Genomic DNA, 16897 nt, shown 5'->3' on the forward strand with positions numbered 1-16897 from the left:
ATGCGGGGGTGGGCGGGGCGGGCGGAATGGCGAAAGCGTTCGCCCAGGTCCGCCTGGCTCGCGACGCTCCGTCGCCTGCCGCGAATGGCCTGGAACTGGCCGACGCCTGGAAGCTGTTTTCCCTGTGGCGGCCGTCGCCTCGGCCGCCTGATCCCATCGATATTGCCGTGCCCGACGCGATCGCCGGCGATAGCCGCCTGCGGATGGCGTTCTTCGCCGGCGCGCTGGCGGCGCGCGAGTTGGGCCTGAATGTCCGCGGATCCAGTACCGATGAGCTGATCGCCCTGGGGCGGGAGACCATCGCCGATCATGTCTTGTCCGGCACTGTGAGCGAGGTGCTCATCGCCGTGGCGCGTCAGGAGGGCAAGGTGGACGACGCGGCGTGGAAGGCGCGGGATACCGACAAAATCGCCGAGCAGGTCGATGCCTTCCTGCAAACGGAATTCCGGGCGGAGATCGAGCTCTACCAGGCGCTGGAAGGCCTGGCCTCGGCGCCCTCACCGCCGAGCCGCGAGGCGCTGGCCGATGCGCTGCTGCGTGAGCAGGACATCGATCCGGATGCCTGGCTGGAGACAGCCTATCCCGCCATCATGCACGACCTATCGGCGTCTTCGCCGCCGCTGGTGCGCGATCAGAAGGCGGGCGAGTTTTACTTCCAGGCGGACAAGCTGAGCGCCGCCGTCATCGGAAGGATGAAAACCCGCGCCGGCGCAAGGCCGACGCCCGCCCATATCGCCCGCGTGCTGGCGGCCTTGCCCGCATCGCTCGACACGGAATTCGGCAGGCGTTTCGACGCGCACAAGCAGCATATGTCGGCGCTGCTGGCCAAATGGCTGGCCCTGCGGCTGTCCATGCATGCCAGGCGGGCTTCGATCAATCTGGACGGTGCGAGGGTGTCGATTGCGCGCGCCACCCTGCAGCATTTCGAGCGCGTGACGACGTCGATAATGGGCCGCGGCACCCTGTATCGGGATGTGCGGGGCAAGATGCCATCGGGCGGATTCCTGATAACCGTCGAGGGCGGGCATCGCTGCTTCATCGCCAATGGTACCGGCGAGATACACGCGCTGCCGCCCGATGTGTCCGTGACTTCCTGGATGAAGCGCGAGCGCGAGCTGGTGTTCGGAAAGCCCGCCGTCTACAAACCGTCGGAGGAGGGCGGGGCCGCGCTGCTTCCGTATGTCGAGGTGCAGGAAATGGCCGCCGGACCGCACGACAGCATACAGGAATGGCTGTCCGGCACGTTCCAGGCCCAGATCGAACGCGATCGTGAGGCATTGCGGGGGCAGACGTACGCGGAGGGGGCGATCGATACGCTGTTGAACCTGGTTCCTTTTCGAGCGATGGTGGTGGCGCTGCGCAACGGTGATATTCCCACGGCGATCATGATGGGGGGGCTGGACCTGTTGTCGCTGGTGCCGCTCATCGGCGCCGGCGTGCGCCTGAGCGGGGCGGCGGCGAAGTCGGCGGCGCCCTGGCTGGGGATGGGCTTGCGCCTGGGCGGCCGCCTGGGCGGTTGGTCGACCGGCGGCCTGCGGCATGTGGTCGATCGCGTGCCCGGGTTGCGGAGCCGCGTCCGGGCGACCTTGACGGAGTTCGCCATACAGGGATGGGGGCGCCTGCGTCCCTTGGACGTCGCGCGCGTGGCGCAGGCCTTGCGCGCCTCCGCGCCTCGGCTCGCCGGCATGCTGGACGGAATCGTGGCGCGCGCGCGCGGGGCGACGATTCCCGACGGCGTGTGGCGCGTGGCGGGCCACCCCGCCGTGGCCTCCCGGGGCGAGGCGATTACGTCGGTTTCCCGCGTCACGGCGCGGAATCTGCAAGGCGGCAGGCTGGCATTGCTGCCTTACGGCGAGCGCGCCGGCGCGTATTCCCAAGTCGATACCGCGGGACGCCGCGTGGGCGCCCTGCTGGTGACGGATAGCGGCGGCTGGTTGCACCAGACCATGCCGGTGGCCAGCGTGGAGCGGTACCGCGTTGCGTCGCCGACGCTCTTGCGGGCTTTGGAGGGCAGGCTGCCCAGCGCGGATGGAACGGTGACGCTGGATGGCGACCATTACGCACGCCTAGGCTCCGCCTATGTGCAGGTGCGGCGCGATCTTGCCGCGTCCACCCCCACGCGGCCGATATGGCGGGCCGCGGTGCCGCCCGGCGTCACGCCCGACCTGGTCGCGCACCGCCTGCTGCATGACCCGAATGAAGGCTTGTGGCGCCGCGTCGAGCCCCCTGGCCTGGCGGGCGGGTTCCGGCCGGCGGGCGCCAGGTCCGCCGCCGTGCCGGCGACGCCTCTCACGGAGGTGCGGCTGACGCCCGACGCGACACAGCTGGCGCGGTTTCGCGATACGTTGACGGCGGGCATGCGGGGCGCGACACAGGCGCAAGTCGATGCGGTGCGCGCCCTCCTGGATCGGATCGCGGGCAATCCGCGCGGCAAGGCGATCCTGAATGCCATGATCGCCCACTACGAGCTGCTGGGAGAGGCGCCGGATATTGTCCTGCGCGAGGGTGTCCATGCGACGCGGCCCAGGCCCTCCGTGGACCACCCCATGCCTGGCAAGACCTGGTATCTGGATCTAGGCATGTTGAGGGTGACCGGGAGCGAGGCGGCGGTACAGGAGCTCGCGGCGGTCTACAACAATATGACCGGTATATTGCAGAACATGGACCCGTTCGGGGCCCTGGTGGCGCAGGGCGGACCGCCGCTCGATCCTCAGCTGGAGCAGGCCTGGGCCGCGTGGATCACGCACGGCGCCGGCGGCGCGGTGGGCGCCATGGGCCTGCAAAGACGGCGCGCCCCAGGCGTCATCGGGCGTCAGGCGACCGTGTCCCATCTGCGTGTGCAGTTGCGCGAAGCGCGCTGCTATGGAGGCTTGAACCAGGCGGCGCTCAAGACGCTGTTGCGGCACGCGGATGGCAGGACGACGATGAAAATCGATCTGTCCGGACGCCGCCTGGACAGTGTGCCCCCGCTGCCCGCCGATACCAGGCTGTTGTCCCTTTCCAATAATCCGATCCGGGATTGGCGCAACCTTCCACAAGGCTTGACGGTGCTCAGCGCGGAGCGGGTACACATGAGGGCGCTGCCGCCGAATCTGCCCGCGAGCCTGCACGACTTGAACGTGTCCAACAACTTGCTGAGAAACCGGGACATGGTCCTGCCACCGCGGCTGGAGCGTTTGGAGATTGCACACAATAGGCTTGCGAGCCTGCCCGCGCTTCCCGCTACCGTGCGCGAACTTGTCGTCAGCGACAACGCCCTGGAAGCGCTTCCCGCCGGGATGCCCGTCGAATTGCGGTTGCTCAATGTCAACGGCAATGTACTGACGGAGCTGCCGGCGGATTTGCCCGCGGGCCTGGAAGTCCTGCTGGCCCGCGGTAACCGCTTCGCCGCGTTGCCGCATCCACTGCCGGCTGGCCTGCGGGAGGTCGATCTATCTTCCAACATGTTGGAGACCTTGCCGGCGTTGCCGGCGGAGCCGCGGGTCCTGGATGTGCGTTCGAACAGGTTGAGCGCATTGCCCGAGGACCTGCCCGGCACCCTGGAGGTGCTGATCGCCTCCCGCAATCGCCTGCGGCGCCTGCCGGCCCGCTTGCCGGCGCAACTGGAGTTTCTGGGGCTGCAATTCAACGCGATAGACGCGCTGCCCGCCACTATCACGGCGTTGACGCGATGCTGGATCTTCCTGGATGGCAATCTCCTTGGCGCCGGTGACATTCCGGTCATTCCGCCCGGTCGCGCCGGCCCGCGGTTTTCCCTGGCCCCGGCACCATTCGCGGATCCGGCGGAACAGCTCACCCTGAGCGACGCGGTCCGGCCGTGGCTGGCGCGGTCGTCACCGGACGCGCAAGCGCGGTGGGAAGCCATAGAGGGTGTCCTGCACCTGCGCGACAAGACGGTCGAATTCAGCCAGTTCCTGGTCCGGCTGCGCCATACGGCAAGCCATGGCGATGCGGGCTTCCGTGCCCAGGTCGAGGAATGGCTGGTGACGCTTTCCAGGCCGGAACGCAGGGCATTGCTGGTGGAGACGCTGGACATGTGCGGCGGCGCGACGGAAACCTGCGACGACCGCATCGTCACGGTCTGGAACGACTTGCAGCTCTTGCACCGCAACGACGACATTCGTTTGGGTCTATACGATGAGCGGGTCGCGGATGCGGTCGACCTCGCGCGGCAGATGTTTCGCATCAAGGCATTGACCGACGCCGCGCGGCGCCGGGAGCGCGTGCTGCTGGAAGCCGCTGCCCGCCCCGGGGGACGCCAGGTCGACCAGCTGGAGGTGTACCTGTCCCATGTCGTGCATTTGCGCGATGCCTTGCGCTTGACCATCGTGGCGCCCAAGATGCAATTCCATGACGCCTTGGCGGTGCCCGATGCATATCTGGCCGAGGCGCTGGACATCGTACGGGCACGCGAGCGCGATGAGTTCGACCCGTTCCTGGTGCTCGACTATGCGCCCTGGCAGACCTTGCTGAAACGCAAGGATGCCGCGGCATATGCCGCCGCCGAAGCCGCGGCGGACCAGGCGGTGCGGGAACGGTTCGACGAGGAACTCGAAAAAGCGGTCGCCAGCCTGGCGCTGCCGGCGGACCCAGCCTTGCTGGACGATGCCCGCAAGGATCTGGGGCCAAGGATCATGCGCGAGATCCGCTACGGTGTCATGGCGCCGTTGACGCGTGCCTTGCTGGCGCGGGAGGATGTCCCGGCGCAGCCACCACCAGACTGATCCGATGTAGTGGGCAGGAACCAGTATTTTCCTACGAAGACTCAGCTCCCTTCGGGATGACGTCCGGCGTCATTCTCACGTTGGTCGGGGTTGATCGGTGAACACACAAAATGTAAGCACAGGCGGTATCGCGCTCTTGCCGATACCGGCGTGGCAAGGGGACGAAGGCGCGCAGCCGGATGGGGCGGTCGAGCAGGGCGGCGGCATGGCCCGCGCGCTGTCCGAAGTGCGTACGCCGGCCGAGGCGGCGCCCGTCTCCGGCGATGCGTCGCTGACGGATGTCTGGAAACTGTTGGCCATGTGCCTGCCGCCGCGAGCGCCCTCGCTGGAGGCGCTGTCCCACATCGCCGTGCCAGCCGGCATCGCCCAGGACAGCCGTCGCAGGATGGCTTTCAGGGCCGGCGTGCTGGCGGCGCGCGAACTGGGCCTGGACGCCGGCGGGTTCAGTCCGGACGTCCTGATCGCCCTGGGACGGGAAACCATTACCGACCATGTGATGTCCGGCACCGCCGCCGGTGTCCTGGTCGTTGTGGCGCGTCTGGAAGGCAAGGTGGACGATGGGGCCTGGGCGGCGGGGGACAAGGACGAAATCGCCAGACAGGTCGCGGCGTTCCTGCGGGCGGAATTCCAGGCGGAAATCGATTTGCACCAGGCGCTGGAAGCGCTGTCGACGGAGCCGCCGCTGCGCGGCCGGCAAGAGTTGGCCGATGCGCTGTTGCGCGAACACGATATCGATCCGGACGCTGTGCTGGCCGTCGGCTATTCCGGCGCCCTGGATGACGTATCGTCGTCTTCGCCGGCGCTGGTGCGGGACTGGAAGGCGGGCGAGTTTTACTTCAACCGGGACAGCCTGGACGCCGGCTTCGTCCGGAACATGAAGACGCTCGAGGGCAAGACTCCGACACCGGCGCAAATCAGGCGCCTGCTCGCCGCTTTGCCGGTCTCGCTGGACGCCGAGTTCGGCAGGCGCTTCGACACGCATAAGCAGCGGATGTCGGCCTTGCTGGCGAAATGGCTGTCCGCGCGCTTGTCGCTGCATGCCAAGGAGGCTTCGATCGACCTGGCCAGCGCCACGGTAACGATATCGCGCGCGCACATGCGGTATTTCACGCGGGCCATGGGCGTGCGTCCCAGCGACTCCGTGAAGTTCTCCGATTCGTATGGCACCGCGGTATCGCACGGTTTCCTGGTTTCGATCGAGGTTGCCGGCGCGACGCAGCGGTGTTTTATTTCGACCCGCACCGGGCAAGTGCACGCGCTGCCGGCAGGCGGGTCCGTCGATGCATGGCTGCGCGAAAAGCGTGATCTGGTATTCGATGAAGGCGCGGCGCGTGCCAGGCTGGGCGCGCGTCCGGGAGTATGGATGCCTCGCGTACACATCCAGGACCTGACATCCGGCCCGTACGCGTCCATCCGCGAGCGGTCGGCCGATGTGTTCGCCGCCGAAATCGAACACGTGCGGGAGGCGGCCCGCGGACAGACGTGGTCCGAAGACGCCGTGGATACATTGCTGAACTTGATTCCTTTCCGCGCCATGGTGGTCGAGTTGCGGAAGGGGAACATCTCCATGGCCGTCTTGCATGGTGGCGTGGATGTCCTGTCCCTGCTGCCCCTTATCGGCACCGGGGCCCGCCTGGTTGGCGCCGCGGCCAGGTCCGCCACGCCCTGGCTGTCGCTGGGCCTGCGCTTCGGCGGTGCGGCGGCAGGTCGCGCGGGGGCCGGCGGCCTGCGGCGTTTGGCGGGGCGCATTCCCCTGGCACGCGATTACATCAGGAATGGCATGAGCGGCGCGGCGATCCGCGGCCTCGGTCGCCTGCGGCCCCTGGATATCCGGCGTATCGCGCAGGCCCTCAGGGCCACTACGCCCGGGCTCGCCGATATCCTGGAAAGAATCGCGGCCCGGGCGCGCGCGCCGGCCATCCCGGATGGCGTATGGCGGGTCCACGGCGCGGCCATGGCATCGCCGACGGCGTCCGGCGCCATCCATCCCATGTCTCCGGTCATCGCGCGCAGCTTGCAGGGCGGCAAGCTGCGCTTGCTGCCTTATGGCGAACGCGCCGGCGCGTATACCCAGGTCACCACCGCCGGCCGGCGTGTCGGCGCGCTGCTGGTCGCCGATAGCGAGGGCTGGTTGCACCAGACAATGCCCGTGGCCAGCCTGGGCCGTTACCGCGTCGATGCGCCCGATTCCATACGTGTCCTGGAGAAGGGCCGCAGGGCGGCAGATGGTACGGTCGTGATCAACGGCGTCCACTACGCCCGTCTCGGCAGCGATTATGTCGAAGTGACACGGGACATGGCGTGGTCCACGCCGGGGCGGCCAATCTGGCGTGTGGCCGCCCCGGCGGGCGCGGTGCCCGATGTGGTCGTGCATCGCCTGGTGTATGACCGCGTCCACGGCTTGTGGCGCCAGGCCGATGCCGTCGGGCTGGCCGGTGGCGGCGCGGTGCAGGGGCGCCTGGGGCTGCGCGGCGGTGCGCGGATCGCCGCGGCATCTTCACGCGAGGTGCGAGTCGCTCCGGATGCGGCGCAATTGGCGGCGTTCCGCGATGCGCTGGTCTTGAGTATGCGGGACGCGACGCCGGAACAGGCCGGTGCATTGCGCGCACTGCTGGATCGCATCGCCGGAGACCGCCGGGGCAAGGCGATTCTGAACGCCTTTAGCGCGTATTACGACTTGCTGGGTGAGGTGCCGGAAATCGCCCTGGTCGGCGCGGCCGGCACGGCGGGGGCGCGGCCGTCGCTGGACCGGCCCGTGCCCGGCAAGCTCTGGCGTCTTGACCTGGATGCGCTGCGGTTCGGGTCGACAGAGGCAGTCATCCAGGAGCTGGCCGCGGTCTACAACAATATGACCGGTGTGTTGCAGAACGACGGACCCTTCGATGACATGCTGGCCCGCAACGATCCGCCCATCGACGCGCGGCTGGAGCAGGCATGGGTGGACTGGATAGCGGGGAACTCGCACGGCGGGCAACGCGGGCCGGATGCGTTGACGACGGAAACCGCCTTGACGCAGCGGGAGGCAACGGTGCTCTATCTGCGGGGGCAGATACGGGAAATGCGCTGCTATGGCGGCCTGGACAAATCGACCTTCAAGGCCGTGCTGCGCAACCAGCGCGGGCGCTGGGACATGAAGCTGAACCTCTCCCATCGCGGGCTGGACAGCATTCCGCCGCTGCCGCGCGATACCAGGGTGCTTAACGTATCGAACAATCCCATCCGCAATTGGAGCGCGCTTCCCGATGGCTTGACCGTTCTGGATGCCGAAGCCACCGGGCTGTCGGCGCTTCCGGCCAATCTGCCGCCGGGGTTGCTGGAGCTGAACGTCTCCGGGAACCGGCTGGGGCGCGCATCGCTGGTCTTCCCGGCCGGCCTGCTGCGCCTGGGACTGGGCGGCAATCGCCTGACTGTCGTGCCCGCGCTCCCCAAGGACCTGAAAGAGTTGGTGCTCCAGGAGAATAGCCTGGAGGCGCTGCCGCACGGCTTGCCGCGCGGACTCGAACTCCTGGACGTGTCGAACAATGTGTTGACCCGCTTGCCGGACGATCTGCCGCCGGCCATGCGCGTGCTGCATGCGGAGCACAATCGCCTGGATCAGCTGCCGTCCTTGCCAGCCTGGCTGGAGGAACTGGACGTGTCCTGGAATCGCCTCCGGTCGCTGGGCGAACTGCCCCGATGGCTGCGGATCCTCGAAGCGGGAAACAATATCCTGGAGACGCTGCCCGGCAATCTTTCGCCGCGGCTTGAGGTCCTTATCGCGCCACGCAACCGGCTGACACGCTTGCCCGATGATCTGCCGAATCGACTGAGCCTGCTCGCTGTCCAGCTCAATGCCATCGAGGAGTTGCCCGGCAATATCGCGGACCTGGAACACTGCTCGATACACCTGGACGGTAATCCGCTTGCTCCCGGGGCGGTCCCGCTCATCGTCGTGGGCAGCGCCGGTCCCCGCATTTTCTTTGATGACTCCGCGAACGCAGTGGCCCAGCGCGCGCGCACCGTGGGCGGCGCGGTCCGGTATTGGTGGAGCCGCCCTTCGGTGGACGCCCAAGCCCGGTGGGATGCCATCGATCAGGCATTAGGCCGCCGTGCCGACGCCATGGAATTCGCTCTGGTCCTGGACAGGTTGCGCACGACGGTGAGCTACCGCGACCCGGCTTTCCGCGCCCAAGTCGAAGCGTGGCTGGTGGATCTGAGCAGGCCGGAACGTCGTTCGCTGTTCGACGAGACGCTGGCCTTGTGCCAAGGGGCCAGCGAGACCTGTGAGGACGGGCTGATTTCCATCTGGAACGATGTACAGATGCTGCGTGCCAACGATGACGTGCGCGCGGGCCTGTTCGACGACCGGGTGCAGGAAGTCGTGGAGACCGCCAGGCAGATATTCCGCATCGACGCATTGACCGCCTTTGCCCGACGGCACGAGCGCGAGCGGGTAGTGATCGATCCGGTGGAGTTGTACCTGGCCTATGCCGTCCGGCTGCGGGATGTGCTGGGCCTGACGATGGTGGCGCCCATGATGCGGTTCTACGACCTTTCCTCCGTCACGGCACACGATCTGTGCAAGGCGCGCGATACCGTGCAAGCGCTCGAACGCGCCGAATTCGACCGATTCCTGGTCCTGGATTACGAGCCTTGGCAGACCCTGCTGAAGCGCAAGGATGCCAAGGCTTATGCCGAGGCGGAACAGGCCGCGCATCGTGACCTGGATGCGAAGTTCACCGGGGAATTGGACAAAGAGCTCGCCAAGCTCGGCCTGGATCCGGAGAACGCCGCCGCGCGGGCGGACGCCGAGAAGGACCTGGGGCCGGGCATCATGCGGCAGATCCGCTACGAGGCCATGGCCCCCTTGACCCGAGCGCTGCGGCGGGAGCTGCATTCCTCGTGAGTACGCCCGTCGCAAGCGCTTCGGTCGCCGCCGTTGCAGCCGTACCCGGATCGTCCGTGCCTGGACAGGTGACGGCGCCCGGCGGGATATCGTCCCTGGGCGGGCCGGAGGCCGGCGCGATGGCACATGCGCTGGCCAGCTTTTCGCCGGGACAATCCGCCGCCGCGAATCGGGCCGCGCCGTCCGCCAACGGCGCGCCGTTGCCTGTCGACCTGACCGCGGGCGACGCCGTGCGGCTACTGGCGCTTTTGCTGCCGCGATCGCCGGGCGTGCCCACGCTGCCGGACATCGAGGTTCCGCGGGACATCGGCCATGACAGCCGGCGCCGCATGCTTTTCAAGGCCGGCGTGCTGGCCGCCGGCGAGCTGGGCCTGGACGCTGGCGACTTCGACCGCGATAGCCTGATTGCCTTGGGCCGGGAAACCGTGGCTGATCACTTGACCTCCGGCGCGTCGGGCGACGTTTTGCTCGCCTTGGGGCGGTTGGAAGGCGCGGTGGACGACGCGGCATTGGCCGCTGGCGATACGGAAAAGATCTCGGCGCAGTTGGGCGCATTTCTCCACGCGGCGTTCAAGGACGAAATTCAGTTGTACGAGGCGCTCGAGGGCCTCGCCACCGAACCGCCGCTGCTGACCCGCAAGGCGCTGGCCGCCGAGCTGTTGCGTCGCCACGGCATCGATCCCGACGCGCTGATGGAGGGCGGCGGGACGGTATATGCCTACAACGATATCACCGGCCCCACGCCCGGGCTGGTACTGAACTGGCGGGCGGGCGACTATTACTTCAACAAGGACACACTGACCGCCGACGATGTCCGGAGAATGCGGATGCCGGGGGGTGGCATGCCCACCGAAGCCGAGGCGGCCCGGATCCTCGGGGAAATGCCGGCCTCGCTGGATGCCGAGTTCGGCGGACGTTTCGATGCGCATAAACAGCGGATGGCCGATTTGTTGGCGAAGTGGCTGGGCGCCCGCCTGGCGATGCATGCGCGGAGTGCCGCCGTCGATCTTGCCGGCGCGACCGTGACCCTCTCGCGCGCCACCGTACGGCACCTGAAGCGCATGAAGACCGCCGTCCACCCGTATCCCAACTATTACGCCTATCGCTACGGCGAGATGCCGTCGCGTGGTTTCCTGGTTACCGTCCACGGCGCCGGAGGAGAGCATCACTGTTTTATTTCCAGCCGCAGCGGCGCCGTCCAGGTCATTCCACCCGGTACGTCGACGGAATCGTGGCTGAAGCGCGAGCACGAGCTGGTCTTCGAGGACGGCGCCGTGCTTCCTCCCGGGGAACCGGATTGGCGCCGCTGGCGTTTGCAAGTCGACATACAGGCGATGGCCTCCGGTCCGCAAGCCTCTATCCACACGTGGTTGTCCAGTATGTTCCAGGCCGAGATCGAGCGCGAGCGCGATGCGGTTCGCGGAGAGACATCCACCGAAGGTGGAATCAATATGCTGTTGAACCTGATCCCTTTGCGGGCGATGATCGTCGCGCTGCGCAAAGGTGACATTCCCTTGGCCATCGCCATGGGCGGGGTCGACGTCTTGACGCTGGTGCCGCTTATCGGCGCGGGATTCCGCCTGGCCGGGACGGTGGCGAAATCGACCTCGCCCTGGCTGGGCACGGCGCTGCGCGCCGGCGCGCGCATGGGCGGGCCCGCGGTGCATGGGCTGCGCCACATGGCCCGCCGTATTCCATTGCTGCGCCACCGTATCAGGGCAGCGGTGTCGGAGGCTGCCATCCACGGCTGGGCGCGGCTGCGGCCCCTGGATCTGCGCCGGGTGGCGCAGGCCTTGCGGCCGAACGCGCCCAAGCTTGCCGGCATCCTGGAGAGCATGGCGGCGCGGACGCGCGCCGGGGCGGTCCCGGATGGCATATGGCGAGTCGGCGGCAGCGCCACGCCCACCGCGGAAACGCGCAATGCGATCAGCCCGATTCGCATGGTCGCCGCACATAACACGCGGGGCGATACGCTGGCCTTGCTGCCCTACGGCGAGCGGGCCGGCGCGTATACGCGGGTCGATGCCGCCGGCGAGCGCATCGGCGCGCTGCTGGTTGCCGACAGCGGTGGCTGGCTCCATCAAGCCATGCCCGTCGCCGCCATGGAGCGACACCGTATTGCTTCACCGGCTACCTTATCGGCCCTGGATCGCCGGCGCGCGGGACCGGATGGCACGATCATGCTGAATGGCAGTCACTATGCCAGCCTGGGGTCCGCCTACGTGCAGGTGCGCGAGGACCTTGCCGTATCCACCGCCGCGCGGCGAGTTTGGCGCGTCGTGGCCCCGCACGGCGTGACGCCCGATGTCATCGCGCATCGCCTCGTCCACGACGCGGATGAAGGGCTGTGGCGCCAGGCGGAGGCGCCGGGGCTGGCGGGCGGATATCGGCCGTGCGCCTCCAGGTCCCGTGTATGCGCCGCTCCGGACGCGGATGAGTGGATGACGCCCGGCGATGCCCGAGTGGCGCGCTTGCACGATGCATTGATCGCCGGCATGCGTGGCGCGACGCGCCAGCAGGTCCAGGCGATGCGGGCCTTGCTGGACCGGATCGGCGGCGATGTCCGGGGCAAGGCGATCCTGCATGCCATGACCGCGCACTACGATTTGCTTGGCCGGGCGCCGGAGATCGTCATCCGCGACGCCACGAACACCGCGCTGGTCCGGCCGTCGCTGGCCCAGCCCGAACACGGCGCGCCCTGGCACCTGGATCTGGACTCGCTGCGATATGCCACGACGGAGCAAGCGGTCCAGGAGCTGGCAGCGGTCTATAACAACATGACGGGAATATTGCAGAACGGCGATCCATTCCTGGATCTCTTTACCGATGGCGGTCCGCGGCTCGATCCGCAATTGGAACAGGCCTGGTCCGCCTGGATCGCGCGCGGCGAGGCAGGCGGGTCGCGCACCGTGGTGCAACCGGATGGCAGCACGCGCGTATACACGCCGCGTGAATGGACCGTGCTGGACCTGCGCCGGCAGTTGCAGGAATTGCGCTGCTACGGCGGCCTGGACCGGTCGACCTTCAAGTCGCTGCTGCGGCATGCCCACGGCAGATGGTCCGCGAAGGTCGATTTGTCGCGCCGCGGACTGGACAGCGTGCCGCCGTTGCCGCGCGATATCAAGGTGCTGTCCTTATCCGGCAATCCCATCCGCGACTGGAGCCATTTGCCGGAAGGCCTGACCGCGCTCTATGCCGAGCGCACGGAGATGACGGCGTTGCCCGCGAGGCTGCCCCCCGGCTTGACGCACCTGGATGTATCCCGCAACTGGCTGAGGGGCGCGCCGTTGTCCTTGCCGGCCGGGCTGTTGCGCCTGGACATCAGGCAAAACGGGCTGACGGCCCTACCCCGATTGCCCGCGGGGCTGAAGGAGTTGGTCATCAGCGAGAACAATCTGGCCGTCCTCCCTGAAGGTTTGCCACGGGGCTTGCGCCTGCTCGACGTAAGCAACAATATGCTGATACGGTTCCCAGCCGATCTGCCCGAGGGCCTGAAGGTACTGCTGGCGGCGAACAACCGGCTGGCCCAGCTGTCGGGGCCGCTGCCCGCGGGGCTGCGCGAGCTGGACATATCGGCCAACCGGCTGCAGTCGCTGCCGCCCTTGCCGGATACCCTGGTCGTCCTGGATGCGCACTCCAATATGCTGACGTCCTTGCCGGACAGCTTGCCGGGGGGCCTGGAGATGTTCGTGGTGTCGCGCAACCGCTTGTGGCGCCTGCCCGACAATCTGCCCTCGGGCCTGGTTTTTCTTTCGGCCCAGCATAACGCCATCGAACGGCTGCCGGCCACGATCACGGCACTGCAAGGATGCCGGATCTATCTTGACGGCAATCCCCTTGCGCCCGGAAGCATTCCACTTATCGCGGAAGGCCGCGACGGCCCGCGCATCTTTTTCCAGGAACCCGGTGCGCGCGCGCATGCCTTGAGCCGGGTGGTCTGGCATTGGTGGAGCCGACCGTCCGAGGACGCGCAGGCGCGGTGGGAAGCCATCGAGCACGCCATGGGCACGCGGGAAGAGGCGGTGCAGTTCGCTCTGTTCCTGCAGCGTTTGCGCGAGACGGCGAGTTATCGCGATGCCGGTTTCCGCGCCCAGGTGGAGGAGTGGCTGGTGGAGATCTCCAAGCCCGAACGGGAGTCGCTTCTCCACGCGAGCCTGGGCGTATGCGTCGAGGCCTCGGCGAGCTGCGACGACGGCATCGTATCGGTCTGGAACGACCTGCAGGTGTTGCGTCGGGATGACGACGCCCGCAACGGACTCTACGACGAGCGCATCGAAGAGCTCGTGGGGATCGCCCGTGAGGTGTTCCGGATCAATGCATTGAACGAGATCGCGCGGGCCAAGGAACGCGCATTGTTGGACGAGGCAGCGCGGAGGCCGGACCCGAAACCGATGGTCGATGCCGTCGAGGTATATCTGGCATACCTGGTGCACTTGCGCGATGCGCTGGACTTGAAGCTGCTGGCACCCAGGATGCAGTTCTACGACTCGTCGTCGGTAACCCCGGAGGACCTGGCCGACGCGCGGCGGACCGTATTGGCGCGGGAGCGCGAGGAGTTCGACCAGTTCCTGGTGCTGGACTATGCGCCTTGGCAGACCTTTCTGAAACGCCGCGACGCCCAGGCATATACCCGGGCGGAACAGGCCGCTCGAGCGGCGTTGGACGCCCAATTCGAGCAGGCATTGGAGGCGGAGATCGCCAGGCTGGACCTGCCGGCGGGCGACGCCGCGCTCCTGGAAGATGCCCGCAGGAACCTGGGCCCGGGCGTTATGCGGCAGATCCGGTATCGCGCCATGGCGCCATTGACGCGGGCGTATGTGTAGCCCGCGGGCCAGGCGATCCGTCAGCGCCTGAGCTTGGCCAGTGCCTGTGCCATGGCGTCGGCCATCGCGCCGCCCGCCGGCGCGGCGCCGCCGCGGCTGTCCGGGCCATTGCGGCGTGAACGATCGCCGCCCGGTTTGGCCGCGCCGGCACCGCGGCCGTCGCCGCCGCCCGCGCGTCGCGCTGGCGCCGCGCTGTCGTTCAGCCGCATGGTCAACGCCACGCGTTTGCGCGCCACGTCCACTTCCAGCACCTTGACCTGCACGGTCTGTCCGACCCGCACCACGTCGCGCGGATCCTTGACGAATTTTTCCGACAGGGCGGAGATATGGACCAGGCCGTCCTGGTGCACCCCGATATCGACGAAGGCGCCGAAGTTGGCGACGTTGGTGACGACGCCTTCCAGGATCATGCCTTCGTGCAGATCGTTCAGCGTTTCGACGCCTTCCTTGAACTGCGCGGTCTTGAACTCCGGGCGCGGATCGCGGCCGGGTTTTTCCAGTTCCGCGAAGATATCGCGCACCGTCGGCACGCCGAAGCGTTCGTCGGTGAATTCGGCGGGCGACAGGCCCTTCAGCGCTTCGCGCTGGCCCAGCACCTTGCGCACGTCGGATTGGATCTTGGCCAGGATGCGTTCGACGACCGGATAGGCTTCCGGGTGCACGGACGACGCGTCCAGCGGGTTTTCGCCGTTCAGGATGCGCAGGAAACCGGCCGCCTGTTCGAAGGCCTTGTCGCCGAAGCGGGGCACTTTGCGCAGCGCGTCGCGCGAGGGAAAGGCGCCATTGTCGTCGCGCCACGAGACGATATTCTTGGCCAGCAGCGAGTTCAGGCCCGATACGCGCGACAGCAGCGCGGCGGAGGCCGTATTCACGTCGACGCCCACGGCATTGACGCAGTCTTCGATGACGGCGTCCAGCGAGCGCGCCAGTTCGCGCTGGTTGACGTCGTGCTGGTATTGGCCCACGCCGATGGCCTTGGGTTCGATCTTGACGAGCTCGGCCAGCGGATCCTGCAGGCGGCGGGCGATGGACACCGCGCCGCGCAGGCTGACGTCCAGGTCCGGGAATTCCTGCGCCGCCAGCTCCGATGCGGAGTACACGGACGCGCCGGCTTCCGAAACGACGACACGGGTCAGCCCCAGTTCGGGGAAGCGCGACATCAGCTCGCCGACCAGCTTTTCCGTTTCGCGCGAGGCCGTGCCGTTGCCGATGGCGACGAGTTCGATCTTATGCTTGGCGGCGATGGCGGCCAGCGCGGCGATGGCGCCTTCGCGGTCCCGGCGCGGTTCGAAGGGATAGACCGTGGCCGTCTGCACCACCTTGCCGGTCTGGTCGATGGCCGCCACTTTGACGCCGGTGCGTATGCCCGGGTCCAGCCCCAGCACGGCGCGCGGCCCGGCCGGCGCGGCCAGCAGCAAGTCCTTGAGGTTTGCGGAGAATACGCGGATGGCTTCGGCTTCGGCGCTTTCGCGCAGGCGGCCCACGAGTTCGCTTTCGAAGGCCGACAGCAGTTTGACGCGCCAGGTCCAGCGGCAGACTTCACCCAGCCAGCGATTGCGCGGCGTGGCGTCGATGTCGAACAGGTTGGGGCCCAGTGCCAGCAGCTTGGCGATGCGCGCCACGCAGGGATGCGGAGTGAGGGCTTCCTGTTCCGCTTCCAGGCCCAGCCGCAGCTCCAGCACGCCTTGCTGGCGGCCGCGCAGCAGCGCCAGGACACGGTGCGACGGCAGGGTGCGCAGCGGCTCGCTGAAGTCGAACCAGTCGCGGAAATTCGCGCCTTCCGTTTCCTTGCCTTCCGCCATCTTGGAATACAGCAGTCCGGTCGACCACAGGTATTCGCGCATATCGGCCAGCAGGTCGGCGTTTTCCGCGTAGCGTTCCGCCAGGATGTCGCGCGCGCCGTCCAGCGCCGCCTTGGCGTCGTTGATGGACGCTTCCGGATTCAGGTATTGCTGCGCCAGCGCCGCGGGGTCGCAGGCCGTATCGGCCAGGATGGCGTCGGCCAGCGGCTCCAGGCCGGCTTCGCGGGCGATCTGGGCGCGGGTGCGCCGCTTGGGCTTGTACGGCGCGTACAGGTCTTCCAGCCGCTGCTTGGTGTCGGCGGTGGCGATTTCCTGCTGCAGTTCCGGCGTCAGCTTGCCTTGCTGCCCGATGGATTCCAGGATGGCGGCGCGGCGTTCTTCCAGTTCGCGCAGATAGCCCAGGCGGACTTCCAGATTGCGCAGCACGGTATCGTCCAGGCCGCCGGTGGCTTCCTTGCGATAGCGCGCGATGAAGGGCACCGTGGCGCCATCGTCCAGCAGTTCGACCGCGGCGGCGACCTGGTTGGGCCGCGCGCCGAGCTCGGTGGCGAGCTGCGCGATGATGCGGGCCTGGTCGACGGCGGGTGCGGTGACGGACGTAGTAGCGGAGATCTCGGGCATCTGTTGGGCGACAAAGAAGGAAAGACAAGGAAAAACAAGCGC

At 67.6% G+C, this 16897-nt stretch carries 4 protein-coding genes; 3 read left to right on the top strand and 1 reads right to left on the bottom strand.

The genetic code is table 11. The features are described from left to right. The first annotated feature begins 26 nt into the window (after window positions 1–26). The 3 genes from ACNA0R_RS25000 to ACNA0R_RS25010 all read left to right on the top strand — a co-directional run bounded on the left by ACNA0R_RS25000 (window position 27) and on the right by ACNA0R_RS25010 (window position 14432). The gene (locus ACNA0R_RS25000; protein WP_415828776.1) at window positions 27–4724 is read left to right on the top strand and encodes an NEL-type E3 ubiquitin ligase domain-containing protein; all 4698 of its coding nucleotides are present in this window, start codon (window positions 27–29) and stop codon (window positions 4722–4724) included. Window positions 4725–4821: 97 nt separating this feature from the next. Next, window positions 4822–9609, top strand: coding sequence for an NEL-type E3 ubiquitin ligase domain-containing protein (locus ACNA0R_RS25005; protein WP_415828777.1), 4788 nt, complete (start codon window positions 4822–4824; stop codon window positions 9607–9609). Continuing rightward, entirely contained in the window at window positions 9606–14432 is a 4827-nt protein-coding gene (locus ACNA0R_RS25010) for an NEL-type E3 ubiquitin ligase domain-containing protein (protein WP_415828778.1), read from the top strand. The genes ACNA0R_RS25005 and ACNA0R_RS25010 overlap by 4 nt, the downstream gene beginning before the upstream one ends. 20 nt (window positions 14433–14452) lie before the next feature. Here the strand turns inward: ACNA0R_RS25010 and tex are convergent, their stop codons facing one another. Further along, window positions 14453–16855, bottom strand: a complete 2403-nt coding sequence (gene tex, locus ACNA0R_RS25015) for an RNA-binding transcriptional accessory protein Tex (protein WP_415828779.1) — start codon at window positions 16853–16855, stop codon at window positions 14453–14455. Window positions 16856–16897: the final 42 nt, after the last annotated feature.

Origin of the sequence: Bordetella sputigena (assembly GCF_965137885.1) — a bacterium.
GTDB classification, from domain to species: Bacteria; Pseudomonadota; Gammaproteobacteria; order Burkholderiales; family Burkholderiaceae_B; genus Bordetella_C; species Bordetella_C sputigena.